We start from the raw sequence: 19,414 nt of genomic DNA, 5'->3' as shown, positions 1-19,414 counted from the left end.
GGGGGGGGGGGCGAGTGTGCCTGTGGGGGTGGGCCGGGTGGGGGTGCGGCTGGACGGGTGGTTCGGTGACGAGGGGTTGGACTGGGCGGATGATATTCGGAAGGGTGTTCCAAGGAGATGGTGGTGTGAAGCGTCCCGTTCGACTACCGTTCCCCAGCCCTGTTCGCCGGGCGCGCCCGGCGAACAGGTACGCCGTGATCGCGTCGGGTGAGCCGCCCGTGACGACAGCGGTACCCCGGCACAGGGCAGTCAGGGCATGGACCGGCAGGTCGTGTCCGGAGGGAGGCGGCACCTGAAGCGGTCAGGCATCAGGCCGGAGGGCGGTATGGGATTCCGAACGCGCTAGGACGCTTCGATGGAGTAGTACCAGGCCAAGGGCGGGGTGGTCGGATCCTCTGCGTAGAGGGGTTGGAAACGGGAAGCGTCGACCGGCGTGACGCCATCGGTGAGTTCTCCGTGAAGAGTGGGGGAGATCACGACCACGACGCTTCCGGAGACACGTTCCAGTGCGGCTCGTACGTCCGGTGGGGCCACCGGGCGGTCGGAGCCGGACGCCTGCCAGAACGTCACGCGGACCGTAGCTGGATCGGACAACACTCCTAGATCATCGGGAAGTTGATGCAGGACCGGTTCGAGTGCCGACAGTACGGACGTTGCGGAGGCATCGGACTCGGCCCGGATCAGATGGTCGTCCTCACGGCCGAGAACCTCGTACTGATCCGGAGTCAGTCCACCCAGTGCAAGCAACCGGGGTAACGTCTCGGCCAGGGCGGAAAGGGTTCGCGGATGTAGGCCCGGAGGGGAGATCTCCAGGGTGATCGCCGTCCGGCCCCGCTCCCGTGTCCGGATCAACTCGTGGTACAGCAGCACCAGTTCAGTCGAAGTCTCACCGCGCCGTCCGTGTTCCAGATACTCCTCGTACGAGCTGATGGCCTCACCGATACGGCCTTGGTGGCGCAGGGCGAGCATGTGCAGGCGGCGGAAGTCCTCCCGGGCCGGGTGGGAGCGCACGAGCCCGGACAGATCTGTCTCGGCCTGCGCGAAATCGCCGTTGTCCAGGTCGAGTTCCGCCCGAGCGGCGCACAGGTCGAGCCGCAGCGCACGCAGGCGAAGGCGGTTTGCCTCCGCCGCGGGACCGGGGACATCCTCCAGGGGTTCGCCCTGCCAGAGGTCCAGGGCGTACTGGACGAGTTCGCGGGCCGTGGCGGTCTCGCCGTCCTCACGGCGGAATTCCGCTCGGGCGGCGAGGTCCTCGCACTGGTGCACGTCGACCGTGCGGGGTGTCGCGTACAGGGCATAGCCACCCGAGGTGGTGGCCAGGATCCCGGCGCCCAGGGTGTTCCGCAGCCGGGCGGCGTGCTCGGCGAGCTCCCGTTCCGCCCGCTGCTCCGAGAACCGTGTGCCCCAGAGGCCTTGGGCCAGTTCGCGGTGCGTCACCGTCCTGCCGCTCCTGAGCAGGAGCATGCACAGCAGGGCCTGTTCCTCGGGAGGGACGATGGACAGGGGGCGACCGTTCCGGGTGACGCGTACCGGGCCGAGGAGCTGGTAACCGTAGGGGTCGCTCGCGGACGCGCTCTGCTTGTCGTACGTGGGGGACATACAGAGGTCCCGGCCACGCCGCTGCCTGTCGAGATCGGCGGAGAGGAGGTCGTCGACCGCCTCGCTGAACCGCTCCCAGAAGGCCCGGCGGGCCCGGGGAAGTTCGGTGTCGGCCAGCCCCTGCTGTTCGGGGACGGCCGGTCCGCCGAGCAGTTCGGACAGTAGGCGTCCCAGATCGTCGAGGTCGGCCGACTCACCGGTTCCCCGGCCCCCTTCCAGCGCAAACCTGGTGACCTTGACCGTGCCGTCGGGGCAGAGCAGAAGGCAGTTCGGGGTGAGCCGTCCATGGGCCAGGCCCTGGCTGTGCACGACGGTGAGGCACTGCGCCACCTGGTTTGCCACAGAGGTCAGCATCCAGTACGGCAGCCGGAAGCCGCCCTCGTCGGTGAGCTCGGCCAGGGTCACGCCCTCCACGAAGTCGGCGACCAGCCATGCGCCGCCGTTCCAGAAGCCGAAGAGGCGTACGCCGACGACATTGGGGTGCCGGACATCGGCGAGCGCCTGTGCGCGCTCCAGGAACGTCTCGCGATCGCTCGGCCCGACCTCGTACCGGTACGCCGCGACGGTCTGCCCGCCGTGGATGTCCACTGCCTTCCACACACCCGAGCCGCGTCCGAGTTCCTGCACCATCCGGTACTTGCCCAGCAGCAGCCCCGGGTCATCCCGGGGGGTGCCGCCCAACCGTCGGACACTTTCCTCCCGCACCGCGGCGATCGGCTCGCCGTCCGCCGTGACGTCTGTGCCCCCCGGGGCGGCGACCTGGAACGTCCCCGGAGCCACACCCGCGCGTTCGTCTATCAACTCACCTATGCGCACGAGGAGTTCGGCGGTGAGGTGCCGGGCCGATCGGGGCAGCGTACGCAGCAGTTCCTCTTGCACCCCGGGCCGGAAGGCGTACGACCCCGGAGGGCCGGGGACGGCCATCAGCATTCCGCTGAGGATCACCTCCGCCAAATGCTGCGGCTGGGGGTTCCGTTCGATGGCCGCTTGCAAAAGGCGCATGACGGGCAGCCTGGGGCGCCCGACCGCGAGATGGCCCGCGAGGCGGAAGGCCTCCGGAGAGGCGAGGGAACGGAAGCGGAGCAGAAGTTCCGCCGGGGAGAGCCGGCTCACATCGCCGCGGCCCTGGTCGTCCACGGGTGACGGAGGCGGGGCCATGCCGAGCAGGGCGACCGAGCCCGGGAGCCGGCCCGAGTGGGCCACCAGCCGGGACCAGTTCCCCAGCCACGGGGCCGAGGCCTCCAGGAAGGGAACCGGGAACGCGCCCGGCTCCGCACTCTCCAACGTGTAGGACTCCACGTCGTACGACGAGTTGGGCGCGGCTGGCCAGGACGCACCGATTCGGGCGGTCTCGGCGGGCAGGGCCGTCGTACGCCAGAGGCGCTCGGGCAACGGCTGGACGACCGCGACCGGCATACGAGCGCACCAGCGGCGCAGTGTCTGATACCAGCGGCTCCCCGCCGCCCCGCTCCGCCACTGCGGTCCCATGCAGTCGGTGATCAGGAGCGTGACCGTGCGGCCGTCGCCGTACGAGCCCAGTGAACCGGACCCGCACAGCGTGCCGTCGGCGGTCAGGCGGTTCAGCGCCACCGTGCGGAAGACGCCCGACTGGGCGAGTGCGGTGTGCAGTTCGCCGACGAGGGGGCGCCACACGGGCATCGTGGGGCCCGAGTCGTACACGAGGCGCAGGGATAGCCACCGCTCCGCCACCGGCCGGAGCACGGGTGGCCACCATCGCGGTGGCACGCCGAGCCGGGCAACGAGCCGGGCGGTGGCGATCTCGTCCAACTCCAGACCGATCGGAGCCGGAACCCGGCGTTTCAGGGGCCGCAGCGCACGTTGCAGGCTGAGCGGATGGGACAGCAGCGGTGGAGCGGGGGCGAGCAGTGGGGTGTGCGTGCCTGTCCGGGCATCGGACGTCCGAACGATCTCCGGGAGGTGGAGGGGAACCCGAGGTGTCGCGCGGCGTGGCGAACGGGGCGCGGCGGGAGTCGGCTGCGCAGGCGTTGTGTCGGCATCGGATCTCGGCTCGGCCGGCTCCGTCCGCCCCGGCATTACCGCGCTTCCAGGCGTCTCGGCAGCCGTGTGCACAGAGTGTGGGGCGGGCCCGAGCGTCTCGACCGGGCGGATGTACCGGGCCAGCCAGAGGACTTCCGCGAGCTCGATGGAGGTCAGCTGCTCACTCGACCCCATGTTCGCCCGCACGAGTACCTCTGCCAGATGGCCGACTCCGGTCGTCGGACCGCCCTCGGAACCTCTCCGCCCCGCCGCTCCGCTCGCTGCCGAGTCGTTCACGACCTCATCCCCCCGACGAATGCGCTGCCCGGCCGTTCAGCCTCCGAGATCGTCCATCGCGTCCCGCGTGCGGCTCAGATACGGCATCAGTTGTTCGGCCAACTCGTCCCGCGAAGCCGCGTCGATGCCGGAAACCCCCGTCAGATAGATGGCGTTGAGCAACTGGTCGGTCGCCAGTTCCCCGTCTGTGCCCCGTTCGAGAAAACGCTCCGTCAACTCCCTTGCGTAGGAGCCCGGTTCACCCAGATGCGCCTGCACGATCTCCTCCAGATGCGTGCCCCGCGGCTGGGGCAGCTCCAGCCGTACGCACCGCCGCAGGAACGCGGGTGGGAACTCCCGCTCCCCGTTGCTGGTCATGACGACGAAGGGGAACGCCCGACATCGCACCCGCCCTCGTACCACGGCCACGCGCGCGTCCGTCCCGTCGACCATTACCTGGGCGGAGGGAGTGTGCCGGGCGGCGCGCACCAGCTCCGGTATCTCGTACTCACCCTCCTCCAGGATGTGCAGCAGATCATTGGGCAGGTCCAGATCGCTCTTGTCGATCTCGTCGATCAGCAGGGCACGCGGGCGGGCGTACGGGAGGAGAGCCGTGCCCAGCGGGCCGAGCCGCAGATGGTCCTGGAGTTCGCCGTCCTGTGGGCGTGGCTTCGATCCGGTACGGCCCGCGGCGTACAGCCGGGACAACGGGTCGTACTGGTAGAGGCCGTCGTGGAGGGTCGTACGGCTGGTGATGTTCCAGCGGAGCACCGGGCCCAGTCGCAGTTCGCGTGCCACGGCGTACGGGAGACTCGACTTGCCGCTGCCGGGTGGGCCGGTCACCAGCAGGGGGCGACGCAGGTACAGGGCCGCGTTGACGAGTTGCACGGCACGGTCGGTGGCGCGGTACGTACGGGCCCGATGCCTGCGGTCCGGGGAGGTGGCCGAGATGTGGTCGTCCTCGGTGGGAGTGGCCAGCTCGGGGCCGCCGTCGAAGGTGCGCCAGGGCGGTGGCGCCGGGAGCCGGTCGATGTCGTCGTGGGGCTCGGCGGCACCCGTGTAGACAGGCCACAGGGACATGGGCGTCTCCTCGCGCAGACTCGTGATCAGACCGGCAGTTCCTGGAAGCTGTCCGGGTCGGGGAGGCATCGGGGGTCCTCCCACAGCAGCGTCAGGTCGTGCGCCCAGTGCCGTCCGTCGGGTCCGGGCTCGGAGGCGGCCTCGACGGCACAGGCCGCCTCCCTCAGTTCGTGGATGTAGGCAGGCAGATCTCGGAGAGGCCGCCCCACCAGGTGTTCGTCGAGGCGGTTCAGGAAGGCCGTTCCTTGGCAGCCGTCGTGCGGCAGGCTGCCGCCCTTGCAACTGGTGCGTGGCCAGAGGACCGCGGGCGCGGGGGCGTTCAGGGTCGCGTGAAGCAGTTGGCGGACGCCGTCCGCGCGGGGCGGGGTGCCGAAGCCCACCGCGTCGGTGCTGTGGCGCAGCCCTATGGTCAGGCTCGTCGGGTTCTGTCTCAGCGATGCGCAGCCGATGCGATGCAGCCGTGCCATCGACTGGGTGTCCAGGCTCGCCCACTTCTGCCGCAGCTTGTGCTGAAGGGCGAAGCTCCGCCGCCGTTCCAGGCTGATGACGACGAGAGGCGCGAAGGAGCCGAGCGGGCTGTCGTCGTCGGGACTGCGCGGCCAGTGCGCGACGCCCAGATTGAGGTGGCGCAGCGGCAACACGAAGGCGATCAGTTCCCGTGCCTCCGGTTCCAGCACGTGGTACGCCTCGTCTATGCGTTCCAGGGCATACGCGCGGATGCTCTCGACGGGGAGCCGACTGGATCCCACCACCAGGCGGTCCTGGCCGTTGTACGCGGACACCTCGACCAGGAAGTGGTTGTCGCCGCGACCGCTGGGCGCCATCTCGACGAGGATCGGCGACCAGTCATGGACCGGCCCTGACTCGGGCAGGGGAGTCGGCCCGCTTCCGGTGTTGGACCAGGCCCGCAACCCCCGCCGGGTCTCCAGGTCGGCGACGAACACCGCGAGCCGGCCCGCGAAGCGGGCGATCGCCCGCTGGTCGGGCACTTCGAACAGCAGATACCAGGCGGCGTCCCACAGGGAGGCCAGGCCGTCCGGCGGGGGTGGACCGACTCCGACGGCATCGCGGTAGAGCCGCTCGGGGCTGCACCCCAGGTCGTCCTGGCGGGACGCGGCCTCGATCAGCAACCGCAGCCGCTGCCGCTGCCGTCGGTTGTATCCGGGAGTCGGGATCGAGTCGGCCAAGGGAGGCCAATAGCGGGCCACGACATGGGCGGGCAGCATCCTCCCGTCCCGGATACCGGAATCCCTCGCGGCCGAGGTGACCACACCGACGACCCTGCCGTCGGTGAGAGTCAGTCCCGCTCCACTGAAGCCGGGGGCGAGGGGCTGTCCGTACGTCTTCCACGCCTCAAGCTGGACCCACTCCCCGTCGAGCAACTGGTCGGCAGTGGTGCGGTACTCGGCGAGGACCCCCTTTCGGCTGTGCTTGGGGAAACCGTAGGCCAGCAGCTTCGGCGGCGGGTCCCCATAGGCGTCGGAGACGGCCGCGAACCGCGCGGGTTTCAGGTCCATCGGGTGGTCCAGCTCAAGTACGGCGACGTCGCCGTGCGAGGTCGGCGTGCCGTCCCAGCCGCCCTGGGCCGTCACCCGGCCGGTGACCGCCCTGCCCTCGCCGTGCGCGAAGGTGATGCGCACCTCGCGCGTGCCACTGTCCTGGACGACATGAGCACAGGTGACGACGTGGCGCCGGGTGATCAGAAAGCCGGCCCCTGTGCTTCCTCCGCACTCGATCCTGGCGTGCCAGGAAGCGCTGGTCATGAGCTCAGGGGGGTTCCGGGTGACCTGTCGGCGTGCTCTGGGGACCAGGAGAGCCTGACCACGAGATGGGCCTCGACGGTGCTCTTCGCGATCACCGCGCCCGCCTCCGCGCTGAGCTTCACGCCGAACTCGAGCTCCACGGAGTCGGGCCCGAGCGAGCCGTCCCGGAGGACACGGAGCGCCGACTCGGCCGCGGTACGCACATTGCCCAGGGCATCCTCGAACGTGCGGGTCGCCCGGACCGCTCCGTCGCCGCGGTCCGCGACCAGGTGCGAGCCGGACAGATCCTCGGCGGGTTCCACCGCGATCACGATGCCGTCGTCGGTCGTGAACTCCACCAAGCCATCCATGACGCCCCCGTTGTTCGTGACTCTGTCGGCCCACATTGTTACGGACGGTACTCGGAGCTGTCCCGGTTTCCGTTACCCGTATGTACCCGTGATGCCCCGAACGATCCCCAGCTCCACCAAGTCCTGGGGCTTCAGGCCGAGTTGATCAGCAGTCGGGCGGACCTCCTTCCCGGGCCGTTTGAGGATCGCCGCCGCCAGTTCCGGGGCGATCACCGAGAAGTAGCTGTCCGGGGTGGCCCAGGTGTTGTCGGGGGCGGCGAGGGCGAGGGCGCCGCCGGAGCCGCCCTCGCCGATGAGGAGGGTGGTGAGGGGGGTGCGGGCGGTGGTGACGGTGGTGAAGAGGTCGGCGATGGCGGGGCCCGCGCCCTGACGTTCGGCCTCGGCGTCGTTCGCGGCGCCGGGGGTGTCGACGAGGGTCAGGACGGGGATGCCCAGGCGGTCGGCGAGGCGGATCAGGCGGGCGGCGGTGCGGTAGCCCGCCGGGCGGGTCGGGGTGCCGCGCTGGGCGGCGTAGGCGACGGTCCGGCCCTCGTGTTCGCCGAAGCCGCACAACATGCCGGGGTCGGTGCCGCCGGCGCGGTCCCCGCTGATGGCCGTGCGGTGGGTGAAGTAGGCGTCCAAGTAGGCCTCGGCACGGGGGCGTCGGGGGGAGCGGGCCCGTTGTACGGCTTCCCAGCCGGTGGTGGGGAGGAGGGGTGCCGTAGTGGGTGGGGGGAGCGGTTCGTCGGCGGCTGCGGGTGCGTTGTGGCTGGTCGCGCCCCGCGGCGGAGCCGCAGATGGGTACGGCCCCGCGCGCCTTGAGGGTCTGCGGCCCTCGTCGGGGGCGCCGTGCGGTGGGAGGGCGTGGGGTGGAGGTGCCGGGGTCGTGGAGGGGGCGGTCAGGAGGGACAGCCAGAGGGCCAGCGTGTCGCGCAGGTCGTCCGGGTGGACCACCGCGTCGACCGAGCCCGCCGTCACCTGGGACTCGGCCGTGTACGCCGTCGGGTCCGCGTCGGGTGGGCGGACTCGGGAGCCGGCGAAGCCGACCTGGGCGTCGGGGAGGGCGAGGACGATGTCGGCGCCGGCGCCGAGAGTGGCCCAGCCGCCGCCCGTCGTGGGGTCGCGGAGGACCGCGATCCGGGGCAGCCCGGCCTCGCTCGTCAGCGCGGACTCGCGGGCCACGCGCTGGAGTTGGGTGAGGGCGCGCATACCTTCCTGCATGCGGCTGCCGCCCGTCGCGACCAGGGCGACGACCGGCAGGCGGTGCTCACGGGCATACGTGTACGCCGCCTCCAGGCGGTCGCCGGTGCGTTCGCCGAGCGAGCCGCCGAGGAAGCCGAACTCGAAGGAGATCAGTACGGCGGCCGTGGAGGTGGGGAGCCTCGGCGGCGCGTCCGCCTCGCCGCGCTGCTGCGGCTCGGCGGACGTTCCCGGTGGCGCCACCCCGACTGCCGTGTCGGTGCCGATCGCCTCGGTCTCCGTCGGGCTCGCCGTCCTCGCCGTCCTGGCGCCGATCAGCGCCCGTCCCCACACCACCGACTCGTCCTCCCCGGTGCGCTCCGCGGCGCGGGCACGGGAGATGTCGTAGCCGTGCCAGGAGAGAGGGCCGTCGGGGGCGTAGTCCCGTGGGGGCGTGGGGAGTTCGGTGAAGTCGTCGGTCAGGAGGGCGATGGCCTCGCGGGCCGAGAGGCGCCGGTCACTCATCCGTCCTCATCCGCCTTCAGCGCTCGCTTCATGATCTTGCCCATGTCGTTGCGGGGGAGGGCGGAGAGGTAGTGGACGGTTCGGGGGCGCTTGTGGGGGGACAGGTGGGTGGCGACGTGGGTCGCCAACTCGGGTGCCGGGGGCGGGGACTGCGGGTCCGTCGGGACGATCCAGGCGACCACGCGTTCGCCGAGGTCGGGGTCCGGTTCGCCCGTGACGGCGGCTTCCCGTACCCCGGGGTGTTCCAGGAGCGCGTTCTCGATCTCGCCCGCGCCGATCTTGTAGCCGCCGCTCTTGATGAGGTCGGTGGCCTTGCGGCCGACGATGCGTACGTAGCCGTCGGGGTCGCGGACGGCCATGTCGCCGGTGCGGAACCAGCCGTCGGCGGTGAACGCGGCGGCGGTCGCGTCGGGGCGGTTGAGGTACTCGGTGAAGAGGTTCGGGCCGCGTACCTGGATCTCGCCGACCGACTCGCCGTCGTACGCGGTGAGGGGGGTGCCGTCGTCCTCGACCAGCCTCAACTCCACGCCCGGCAGCGGGAGTCCGACCGTGCCGGCGCGCGGCTCGCCGTCGGCGCGGACGCTGGTGTTCATGAGGGTTTCCGTCATGCCGTACCGCTCGATCACCCGGCGTCCGGTGGCCGCCGCGATCCGTTCGTGGTCGTGCACCGGCAGCGCGGCCGAGCCGGAGACGAGGAGGCGGGCACGGCCGAGTGCCTTCGCCAGTTCCGGGTCGGTGGGCAGGGTCTCCGCGATGCGGTGGTACATCGTCGGGACGCCGAACAGCATCGTCGCGCCGGCCGACAGTTCCTGAGCCACCGCGGTCGTGTCGAACCTGCCGAGGTGGCGGACCGAGCCGCCGCGTCGCAGCGGGCCCAGGATGCCCAGGATCAGGCCGTGCACGTGGAAGAGAGGGAGGGCGTGGACCAGTACGTCGTCGGCGGTCCACTGCCAGGCGTCGGCCAGCGCGTCCAGGGTGGTCGCGATGGCGCGGCGCGGGATGACGGCGCCCTTGGGCGGGCCGGTGGTGCCGGAGGTGTAGACGATCAGGGCCGCGTCGGTGTCGGCTGCCGTCCGTCCGTCGGGGGCCGGCCCTCCGCTTGTGGTGACAGCATCACGCACATCACGCACATCGACATCGACGCGCTCCAGACCCCGTACGGGGGCGGGCAGTTCGTCGCCCGGCGCCGCGAGCACCAGTGACGGTGCGCTGTCGGAGAGGATGTGCCCGAGTTCCTTCTCCCCGGACTTCGGGTTCAGGGGGACGGCGGGGACACCGGCCCGCAGTGCCGCCACCACCGCCACGGCGGTCTCCAGCGTGGGGGTCGCCCAGACGGCCACCCGGCCGCCGCCCTTGACGCGGTCCGCCAGGGCGTCGGTGACGGCGGCGAGTTCCGCGTACGTCAGGGACCGCTCGCCGAAGCGCAGGGCGGGGCGTTCGGGGGTCGTGGCTTCGCCGGTGAGGGCCGGGAAGAGTGGGGACACGTCTCGTACTCCTTGGTTGTCGCCGTCAGAGGTACCGCTACCGCACATGTGGCTATCCGAACCCCGGGACCACCAGCACCAGCCACACCACCGCGGGTACCACTGCCACCACGATCCCTCCGTAGATCATCAGCTGGCGGAAGAAGCGCTCGCGGTCGACGTCCGGTGCGGCGGCCAGGACCAGTGCGCCGTTCGTGGAGAAGGGGCTCACGTCCACGACCGTCGCGGACACTGCGAGCGCCGCGATCATGCCGACCGCGCCGATCTCGCCCTGCGCCAGGAACGGTACGGCCAGGGGGATCAGGGCGCCCATGATGCCCACCGACGAGGCGAAGGCCGACACGATCGCGCCGATGTAGCAGAGCAGTACGGCGGCGAGGAGGGGGATACCGATGTCGCTGACGCCCTCGCCGGCCCAGGTGATGGTGCCCATCTCGTCGAGTACGCCCACGTAGGTGAGGACGCCGCAGATGAGGAGGACCGTGGACCAGGCGATCTGGCCCACCGCCTTGCGGCTGTCGTCCGGCCAGACGGCGCTGAGGATGGCGGCGAGCGTCACCGCGGTGAGGCCCGCGTCCAGGTCGAGGGCGAGGACTGCGACGGCCAGGGCGGCGAGGGAGGTGAGGGTGGCGATGCGGGCGGGGGTGAGGGTGGTCTCCGTGCTGGGGGCGGACGCGGTAACGGGGGTGGCGGCGGCCGGGGGTGGTGTCCGCTGCTCGGCGGTTCGAGGTGCCGCTGCGCCCACCCGTGCCGCCCCAGCGGCACGACTGCCCGCAGTTGTGTCAGCCGGGTGGGAGCCGGTACCCGCAGTTGTGTCGGCGGGGTGGGAGCTGCTACCCGCAGTTGTGTCGGCGGGGTGGGAGCTGCTACCCGCACTTGTGTCAGCGGGGTGGGAGCCGTTGGCCGTAGCTGTGTCAGTGGGGTGGGAGCCGCCACCTGCGGTTGTGTCAGCGGGTTGCTTCCACAGCTTCAGTCCCCCGAACAGGACGAACACCACGCCTGCGATCACGAGGTTGGCGATCAGGGACGTCAGGAAGAGGGCGATCTCGTTGCCCGGGAGGTTCTCGCGTTCGACGATGCCGTTGACGATCGTGCCGTAGATGCTGATCGGGGAGAAGCCGCCGCCCTGGGCGCCGTGGACGACCATCGCGCCCATCAGGAGGGGGCTGATGCCGTAGCGCGAGGCGAAGCTGAGGGCGATGGGGGCGACGATCGCGACGGCGGCCGGGCTGACCGCGCCGATCGCCGTGAGCGCGCCGGTGATGAAGAACATCACCCAGGGGATCAGCGCCACCCTGCCCCGTACGAGCCGGATCGAGGCGTGCACGAGCCAGTCGGTGGTGCCGTTCGAGCGGGCGATCGCGAAGAGATAGGTGACGCCGACGAGGACGACGAACAGGTCGCCGGGGAAGCCGGCGAAGATACCGTCCGCGTCGAGGTCGGCCACGAGTTCGCCCACGCCGAAGGCGGCGGCGAAGGCGAGCGCGCCCATGTTCACCGAGCGGGTCGTGGCGATGACGAACACCACGGCGAGGACGAGGACCGAGATGAGTTCGGGGGACATACCGGCTCCCGTCGTTGGGTCCCGGAACGGCTGGGTGAGGGGCTGTGGGGGAGAGCTGAGAACTCGGGGTGAGTGGCCGAGTGGCTGAGCCACTTACGGTTGGTCAGCGTGAGGGCGTACGACGGTGGCGTCAAGGGGGTGCGCGAAAATTGGTTCAGCCACTCGGCCACCGGGCCACTGATGTCCGCCGGTGTTACGCTCCCGACGAGCGACGCCGGACGAGAGGGGGAACCGTGAGCGACGCCCTGCGCCCCATGGCCAAGCAGCGGCTCTACGAACAGGTGCTCGACCGGCTGCGTCAGTACGTCGTCGAGGGCGGTCTGAAGGCGGGGGACCGGCTGCCGCCCGAGCGGGACCTGGCCCAGCGGCTGGGGGTGAGCCGGGCCTCGGTCAAGCAGGCCATCGTGGTGCTGGAGGTCCAGGGCCTGGTGGAGGCGCGGCACGGCGGGGGCACGTATCTCGTCCGGGACAGCCTCGACGTCGAGCCCGTGGACGAGATGGTCGAACGGCGTCGGCGGCTGCCCGATGTGCTGGAGGCCCGCGAGGCGTTGGAGACGAAGCTCGCCGAACTGGCCGCCGAGCGCCGTACGGAGGACGACCTGGCCGCGATGCGGGACGCGCTCGCGCACATGGCCGGGGAGATCGAGCGGGACGGCCACGGTGTCGAGGGCGACCGGCTCTTCCACGCGGCGGTCACGGCGGCCGCGCACAGCAGTCTGCTCGCCGAGTTCATGCGCTCCATCGCCGACCAGATCGCCGAGAGCCGCACCGAGTCGCTGCGCCAGCCGGGCCGCCCCGGCCGTTCCCTGGCCCAGCACCGGGCGATCCTCGACGCCATCGCCGCCGCGCAGCCCAGACAGGCGGCCACCGCGATGCGCCGCCACGTACGCACGGTCGCGAAGGTCCGCCTGCTGGACTGGGATCCGGGGGACTCGCCTTCCTGAGGCGCCGCCCCGCAGCCGCTGTCAGTGGTGGTCAGTACAGTCGGCCGCCGAGGAGCAGGCAGGTGGACACGGGGGAATGCGGGGCTGCGGTGCGGGAGTTCGCCGGGGAGTTCGAGATCCATCTGACGGTGGTTTCCGGTTCCGGTTCCGGTTCCGGTTCTGGTTCCGGGGCCGGTTCCGTGGCCGGGGGCGAGGGCCGGATACGTCGGTGGGCGGAGCGCCATCGGGTGAAGTACACGCGGATCGTGCTCGACCGGGGCGTGACGCCCGACCAGCCGATGCTGACCGTCCGCGGCGAGGGTGGGTTGTCGGCGCAGCGCGTGGCCGCGTCGGTGTGGACCGGGCGGCTGGGCGTCGCGGGGTTCGGGGTCGCCCGGGTGAAGATCGAGGCGGCACCGTGGAACGAGGACGTGCCGCGGACGGCGGTCGAGGCCCGTGCCCTTCCGCCCGGCTGCTACTTCGAGCACCACGTCAAGCTCGTCCTCGCCGACGACGCCGAGGTGGCGACGGTTCGCGCCCTCGCCGAGCGGCACTGCGCCCATGTGTCCCGCAACGCCCGCCGCGAGCTGGACGGACGGAGTGAGCCGGACGGACGGGGTGGACGCGGTCACGAGCGGTTCGTCACCCAGCGCTGCCGTGATGTCGGCCGCCCCGAGGCCCGCCGCCGTCTCGACGCCCTCCTCGACGCCCTCGCGGGGGCGGGGTTCAAGGCCGTCGAGGTGGAGGAGGAGTTCGTCGTGCACGACGACCGGCCGGCCCTGGACAGCGGGTGGATCGACGAGGGGACAGGCGGGCACGCGGACGGGCGGACGGAAGCCGAGGCGGGGCAGGCGGTGGCGCGGTGACCCGATCCGAGCCGTGGCGCGTCGCCCACCGGGCCGTGCTCGATCACCTGCTCCACCTCGTCGCCGCTTCCCCCTTGGGGGCTGATCTGGTGCTGCGCGGGAGCATGGTCATGCCGGCGTGGGTGGGGGCCGCGGCGCGGGAGCCCGCCGACCTCGACTGGATCGTTCCCCGGCCGCTGCTGGTCCCGGTCGATGCCGCGCATCCCTATCCGTACGTGGAGGGGCTGGAGGACGTGCAGCAGTGGCCGGAGGCCGCCGACGGCGCCGGGCGGTACGAGATCTGGAAGTTCGAGGAGTTCGACGTCGCGGGCCTGCGGCCGACGGTGCCGCCCGAGGGGCTGCACTGGATCGTGGAGGCGGAGCCGGAGGAGCGCCCGCCGCACCTGGCGGTGCTCGACCTGGTGCGGCAGCGGCCGGTGGCCGCACCGGGGGTCGTGCTCGATGCGGACGCCGCCCGCCCCGACGGCACCTGGACCTACACGGAGTACGAGACCCCCGGCACCCGCCTGACCATCCCCTGGGTGGCGGAAGGCCTCCCGCCCGGCGAGGCCCGGCTGGACTTCGCCCGCGACGAGAGGCTCCCGGAGCCTCCCGTGTGGACGGCGATACCCCGCGGCGACGGCTCCGCCCACACGGTCGTACGCACCCCCGGCCGTGAACTGTCCCTGGCCTGGAAGCTCCTGTGGCTGCACACCGACCACGCCGCCGAGGGTCGCGCCCGTGCCAAGGACCTCTACGACGCCGTACTCCTCGCGGAGGCCGAAGCCACCGAGCTGTCCCCGGAACTGCTGCGCGAGGTCTTCCGCCACGAGCCCGGTGACACGGCCGCCGCGGACGCCCTGCGCCTGGACGCGGTCGTTCCGGACCCCGTGGACTGGGCGGTGTTCCGCGCCGCCCACCCACAGGTGCGGGGTACGGCTCAGGAGTGGCTGGATCGCCTGAACCGCGCGCTGGGGAGCGCCTGAGCCGGTTCCTGTCGCTACGCGGCCTCCTTCCGCACCACGTCCGCCACCACGCAGCTCACGTTGTCCGGGCCGCCCGCCTCGTTCGCCTCGGTGACGAGTGCGTGTACGGCGGCCTGAGGGTTCGGGGCGGCGGACAGGACTCGCTGGACGGACGGGTCGGGGACGACCGTCGACAGGCCGTCGGAGCAGAGGAGGTAGCGGTCGCCGGGCTGGGCGTCGTGGAGCCGCAGGTCGGGGGTGGAGATGGCCTCGTTGTTGGTCAACGCCTTGAGGAGCAGGGCGGGTTGGGGGTGGGTGGTCGCCTCCTCGGGGGTCAGGCGGCCCTCGTCGATCATCGACTGGACGACGGTGTGGTCGTGGGTGATCCGGAAGAGTTCGCCGTCGCGCAGCAGATACGCGCGGGAGTCGCCGATGTGGACGAGGGCGAGCTGCGAGCCGGTCCAGAGCATCGCGGTCAGGGTCGTGCCGTCGTCCCCGGTCCCCGCGATGTCCCGTACGGCGGCGGTCGCGCCCCGCACCGCGTCGTCCAGCAGGTTCAGCACGCTGCCCGCCGGGAGGGTGTCGCGGTCCAGGGTCTTCAGCGCCTCCACGGCGGCCGCGCTCGCGGGGGCCCCGGCCGGGCCGAAACCGTCGGCGACGGCGAGAACGCGGGTGCCGGCGTAGGCGGTGTCCTGGTTGGTGGCGCGGACCAGGCCGGTGTCGGAGACGGCGGCGTAACGGAGTTCCAGCATCGTGATGTCCTCCTCGGACGGTTGGGTGAGGTGGTCCACGAGGAAGGCCGCCAGGTCCCGTCGGGTCGCCGTCTCGGCCTCGACCCCGGCCCAGTACGCCCGTATCTCCCGGGCCGCCGGGCCCGGTGCCAGCGCGCACACCGTACGGATTCGGGCCAGTGGCATGCCGAGCCGGCGCAGCCAGGCCACCAGCCGGGCCTGCTCCAGCTGTTCGGTGGCGTAGTAGCGGTAGCCGGTGTCGGGGTCGACGCGGGCGGGCCGCAGGAGCTCCAGCTCGTCGTAGAGCCGCAGCGCCTTCGGTGACAGCCGGCACGCCTTCGCGAAGGCCCCGATCGTCAGCATTCCCATGGCTCTCCCCGGCTTCCCGTAGGTCCTGACCGTTCCTCGTTCCGCGTTCGATGCTGGGGCTTCACCGAAGGTGAAGGTCAAGCGGTGGTGCGGAGCAATGCCGATCGTCCGTTATCGTTTCGTGATCGACTCGGCCACATCCGATCACATACCGATCACACTCTGAAGGAACATGACCCCGCACAACGCAACACCTTCCCGCGCCCGTACCCGCACTCGCACCCGCCGCCGTCATAGCGGTTCGGCGCGCGCCGCAGCGCAGGGGTCGGCCAAGCGCTCGGGGCGGCGCCGGAAGGGCCCGGCACGGTGGGGGAAGGGGCCCCTGTGGGGCGGACTCGGCGCCGTCGCGGCCCTCGGTGTCGCCGGATTCGCGGCGGTGGCCTGGACGACCGGCGGCACGGAGGAATTAGCCGGCGAGGCGGGGGCCGTCGCGTCCGCCGAGCCCTCGTCCGAGCGTTCCCGGCGTTCGTCCAGCCCCAGCCCCAGCCCCAGCCCCAGCCTCAGCGCCGGCGCCGGCCGGAGTCCCGGCGCCGGCACCGGGACTCCCCGCAGCCCCGCCTCCTCGCCCGGCTCGTCTGGGGGCAAGTCGGCTTCGCCGTCCCCCAGCGGCTCCCCGGTGACCATCCCCAGGACCGGGCCGGGCACGTTCACCACGGCCTCCGGCGGCAGCGGCAAGGTGGGGAAGGGCACGCCCCTGCGCTACCGGGTCGAGGTCGAGAAGGGGCTGTCGCTGTCCACCGCTGACGTCGCCGACGAGGTGGAGGGCGTCTTCGCCGACCCGCGCGGCTGGACGGCCGGCGGCGACCGGGCCTTCCAGCGGGTCTCCGGCGACACCTTCGACTTCGTCGTCAAGGTCGCGACCCCCGGCACGGTCGACGACGTCTGCGGCGCGGGCGGGCTGAACACCGGCGGCGAGTACAACTGCAACGTCGGCGCCGACGTCATGGTCAACCTCGAACGCTGGGAACGGGCGACCCCCGTCTACGCCAAGGACGTCAAGGCCTACCGCGCCCTGATCATCAACCACGAGGTCGGCCACTTCCTCGGCCTCGGCCACGTCGGCTGCCCCGGCGAGGGCGAGCCCGCCCCGGCGATGATGCAGCAGATCAAGGGCATGAACGGCTGCGTCCCCAATGTCTGGCCGTACGACAGCAAGGGCCGCCTCGTCACGGGACCGGCCGTGGGGTGAGCGGGAGCGCCGTCGCGGAGAAACCCCTTCCTTCTCGGCTCTCGGGGCTTGTTAGCCTGCGCCGGAGACCCCCTTCCGGGCACCTGCCCGGAGGGCTGCCGCAGACGTACGAGAATGGAGCCCCCGTGGCCCGCCCCGCCGCCCCTCGTATCGCCGTCGCCACCTACGACCCCGGGCCGGAGACGAGCCACGACCGGGATCTGCCGGTGCTGGTGCGGGCGCTGGGGGAGGCCGGGGCCGACGCGGCCGCCGTGCACTGGGACGACCCGGCGGCCGACTGGGCCGGCCACGACCTCGTCGTCATCCGGTCAACCTGGGACTACAGCTGGCGCGCGGCCGAGTTCGTGGACTGGGCGGAGAAGGTCGACGCGGCCACCCGGCTCGCCAACCCGGCCGGCGTCGTGCGCTGGAACACCGACAAGCGGTACCTCGGTGACCTCGCCGGCGCCGGAGTGCCCGTCGTGCCGACGGCCTATCTCGCGCCGGGGGAGACCGTGGAGCTCCCCGTGGCGCACGAGTACGTCGTGAAGCCCACCTCCGGCGCGGGCGCCCGGTTCGCCGCCCGGTACACCCCCGACCAGCGGGAGACCGCCGCAGGGCACGTCGAGCGGATGCACGCCGAAGGGCTCACCGCCATGGTGCAGCCGTTCGTGACGAGCATCGACACCGACGGGGAGCGGGCCCTGCAGTTCTTCGGGGGCCGTCTGCTGCACGCCAGCCGCAAGGGGGCGGTGCTCGCACCCGGCACCGCGTACGACGCCGACAAGACCGCCCACCCCGATCTGGAGCCCTGGACCCCTACCGAGGCCGAACTCGCCGTCGCCGAGCGGGCGTTGGCCGCAGTGCCGGGGAGGCCCGAGTTGCTGTACGCGCGCGTCGACCTCGTCACCGGGGAGGACGGGCAGCCGTGCGTGATGGAGCTGGAGCTCGTCGAGCCCAACCTCTTCCTGTGGCTGCACCCGGACTCAACTCCCCGCGTGGTCGAAGCGATCCTGGCGGCGGCGACCACCGGCTGACTCCCGGCACCTGCCCCGGCCCCGCGAACCCTCCTCACCCGAAGAGGCGGGAAATCCACGAAGCGCGCGTCCCGCCCGTGCCCGCTGCCTACCCTTCGGGGTTACAACAGCGCGTACGGGAACCACAACTGAGGGCGTGACCAGGGTCGTGGGCGGATCGGAGTCGCGGCGCACTTCCGGATTCCCGGCGGAGCTGACGAGCTTCGTGGGGCGACGGGACGAGGCGGCCGGTGTCAGACGGTTGTTGTCGGCGGGCAGACTGCTGACGCTGACGGGACCCGGCGGGGTGGGCAAGACCCGTCTCGCCGGGCATGTGGCGGGACAGGTCGCACGGGCCTTCCCGGACGGCGTGTGGCTCGTACAGCTGGCCGCGCTGAGCGACGAGGCGTTCGTCCCGCACGCCGTGAACGACGCGCTCGGCGTCCGCAACGAGACCGTACGGCCCCCGCTGGAGATCCTCGTCGACCACCTGCGCGAGCGGCGCCTACTCATCGTGCTCGACAACTGCGAGCACCTGCTGCGCAGTTGCGCGGTCCTCGCGGGGACCGTGCTGGCGGCCACCGAGGGCGTACGGATCCTCGCCACCAGCCGGCACCGGCTCGGGCTGGCCGGGGAACAGCTCTTCGAGGTGCCGCCACTGCCCGCGCCCGCGCCGGAGGAGCTGACCCCGTCGGCGGTCGAGTCCTTCCCCGCGCTGCGGCTGTTCGCCGACCGGGCGGCGGCCGTGGTCCCCGGCTTCACCGTCGCCGAGGCGAACCAGCAGGCCGTGGCCCGCCTCTGCCGGCGCCTCGACGGACTGCCGCTCGCCATCGAGCTGGCGGCGGTCCGGGTGCGCGCCCTCGGCGTGGAGCAGCTCGTCGAACGCCTCGACGACCGCTACCAGCTCCTCACCTGCGGCAGCCCGACCTCCGAGCCCCGCCACCGCACCCTGCGCTCCGCCGTCGACTGGAGCCATGAACTGTGCACCTCTCAGGAGCAGTTGGTGTGGGCGTGGTTGTCTGTGTTCGTCGGCGGCTTCGACCTGGCCGCCGCCGAGGCGGTCTGCGCCGGGGAGTCCGCCGGTGCCCCAGAGGAGATCGCCCCGTGCGCCGTCCTGGACGCCGTCGCCGGGCTCGTCGACAAGTCGGTGCTCGTCCGGGAGGAGCATGCCGGGCAGGTGCGCTACCGCCTGCTGGTCTCCCTGCGCGACTACGGGCTGGAGAAGCTGCACGACCTGGGCGAGGCGACCGACACGCGGCGGCGCCACCGCGACCACTTCGCGCGGCTCGGCGCCGAGTACGAGCAGGCCTGGTTCGGCCCCGACCAGGCGGAGATCACCGAACGGCTGCGGATCGACCAGGACAACTTCCGGGCCGCCCTCGACTTCTGCCTCACCACCCCGGGCGAGGCCCAGCACGGGCTGCGGCTCGCCGCCGGCCTGTGGTTCCACTGGGTCGCGGGCGGTATCTGGGGCGAGGGCCGGCACTGGATGGACGGTGCCCTGCGGGCCGGGGCCCGGCCGGACGAGGGGCTGACCCGCGCCCTGTGGGCGGGCGCCCTGACCTCGCTGGTCCACAGCCGCTCCGCCGCCGTCCTGGCC

At 72.0% G+C, this 19,414-nt stretch carries 14 protein-coding genes; 6 read left to right on the top strand and 8 right to left on the bottom strand.

Features of this window, described 5'->3' with window-relative positions; all coding sequences use genetic code 11:
- Positions 1–342 precede the first annotated feature (342 nt).
- The 7 genes from AWZ10_RS46330 to AWZ10_RS46300 form a co-directional block, all read right to left on the bottom strand.
- Positions 343–3,792 (bottom strand): SAV_2336 N-terminal domain-related protein, encoded by a 3,450-nt coding sequence (locus AWZ10_RS46330; protein WP_279616686.1) that lies wholly within the window; start codon positions 3,790–3,792, stop codon positions 343–345.
- A gap of 138 nt (positions 3,793–3,930) precedes the next feature.
- Entirely contained in the window at positions 3,931–4,953 is a 1,023-nt protein-coding gene (locus tag AWZ10_RS46325; protein WP_046707432.1) for an AAA family ATPase, read from the bottom strand.
- Between the two features lie 26 nt (positions 4,954–4,979).
- Entirely contained in the window at positions 4,980–6,716 is a 1,737-nt protein-coding gene (locus tag AWZ10_RS46320) for a VMAP-C domain-containing protein (RefSeq protein WP_060894255.1), read from the bottom strand.
- Complete coding sequence (locus tag AWZ10_RS46315; RefSeq protein WP_046707433.1) at positions 6,713–7,066, bottom strand: CU044_2847 family protein; 354 nt, start codon at positions 7,064–7,066, stop codon at positions 6,713–6,715. The genes AWZ10_RS46320 and AWZ10_RS46315 overlap by 4 nt, the downstream gene beginning before the upstream one ends.
- Before the next feature lie 72 nt (positions 7,067–7,138).
- Entirely contained in the window at positions 7,139–8,749 is a 1,611-nt protein-coding gene (locus tag AWZ10_RS46310) for a carboxyl transferase domain-containing protein (RefSeq protein ID WP_063809866.1), read from the bottom strand.
- Positions 8,746–10,233 (bottom strand): acyl-CoA synthetase, encoded by a 1,488-nt coding sequence (locus AWZ10_RS46305; RefSeq protein ID WP_060894254.1) that lies wholly within the window; start codon positions 10,231–10,233, stop codon positions 8,746–8,748. The genes AWZ10_RS46310 and AWZ10_RS46305 overlap by 4 nt, the downstream gene beginning before the upstream one ends.
- Positions 10,234–10,285: 52 nt before the next feature.
- Positions 10,286–11,797 (bottom strand): SLC13 family permease, encoded by a 1,512-nt coding sequence (locus AWZ10_RS46300; RefSeq protein WP_060894253.1) that lies wholly within the window; start codon positions 11,795–11,797, stop codon positions 10,286–10,288.
- Positions 11,798–12,030: 233 nt separating this feature from the next.
- Between AWZ10_RS46300 and AWZ10_RS46295 the strand changes: the two genes are divergently transcribed.
- The 3 genes from AWZ10_RS46295 (at position 12,031) to AWZ10_RS46285 (ending at position 14,551) form a co-directional block, all read left to right on the top strand.
- Complete coding sequence (locus AWZ10_RS46295) at positions 12,031–12,741, top strand: FadR/GntR family transcriptional regulator (RefSeq protein WP_060894252.1); 711 nt, start codon at positions 12,031–12,033, stop codon at positions 12,739–12,741.
- A 62-nt stretch (positions 12,742–12,803) separates the two neighbouring features.
- On the top strand, positions 12,804–13,586 hold the full coding sequence (locus tag AWZ10_RS46290) for a hypothetical protein (RefSeq protein WP_244172794.1): 783 nt from the start codon (positions 12,804–12,806) through the stop codon (positions 13,584–13,586).
- Positions 13,583–14,551: a nucleotidyl transferase AbiEii/AbiGii toxin family protein gene (locus tag AWZ10_RS46285; protein ID WP_060894250.1), complete on the top strand. Its 969-nt coding sequence runs from the start codon at positions 13,583–13,585 to the stop codon at positions 14,549–14,551. The genes AWZ10_RS46290 and AWZ10_RS46285 overlap by 4 nt, the downstream gene beginning before the upstream one ends.
- Positions 14,552–14,565: 14 nt before the next feature.
- Here the strand turns inward: AWZ10_RS46285 and AWZ10_RS46280 are convergent, their stop codons facing one another.
- A complete protein-coding gene (locus AWZ10_RS46280) occupies positions 14,566–15,630 on the bottom strand; it encodes a MerR family transcriptional regulator (RefSeq protein ID WP_060894249.1) in 1,065 nt (354 codons plus the stop codon).
- Positions 15,631–15,952: 322 nt separating this feature from the next.
- On the opposite strand from AWZ10_RS46280, the gene AWZ10_RS46275 reads away from it, so the two are divergent.
- The 3 genes from AWZ10_RS46275 to AWZ10_RS46265 all read left to right on the top strand — a co-directional run.
- Complete coding sequence (locus AWZ10_RS46275) at positions 15,953–16,819, top strand: DUF3152 domain-containing protein (protein WP_060894257.1); 867 nt, start codon at positions 15,953–15,955, stop codon at positions 16,817–16,819.
- Positions 16,820–16,944: 125 nt separating this feature from the next.
- Positions 16,945–17,835, top strand: a complete 891-nt coding sequence (locus tag AWZ10_RS46270; RefSeq protein WP_060894248.1) for an ATP-grasp domain-containing protein — start codon at positions 16,945–16,947, stop codon at positions 17,833–17,835.
- Between the two features lie 136 nt (positions 17,836–17,971).
- On the top strand, positions 17,972–19,414 hold a 1,443-nt coding region (locus tag AWZ10_RS46265; protein ID WP_341846123.1), incomplete at its 3' end, for an ATP-binding protein.

This window comes from Streptomyces europaeiscabiei, assembly GCF_001550375.1.
GTDB lineage: Bacteria > Actinomycetota > Actinomycetes > Streptomycetales > Streptomycetaceae > Streptomyces > Streptomyces europaeiscabiei.
This window is presented reverse-complemented; position numbering and strand designations above follow the sequence as displayed.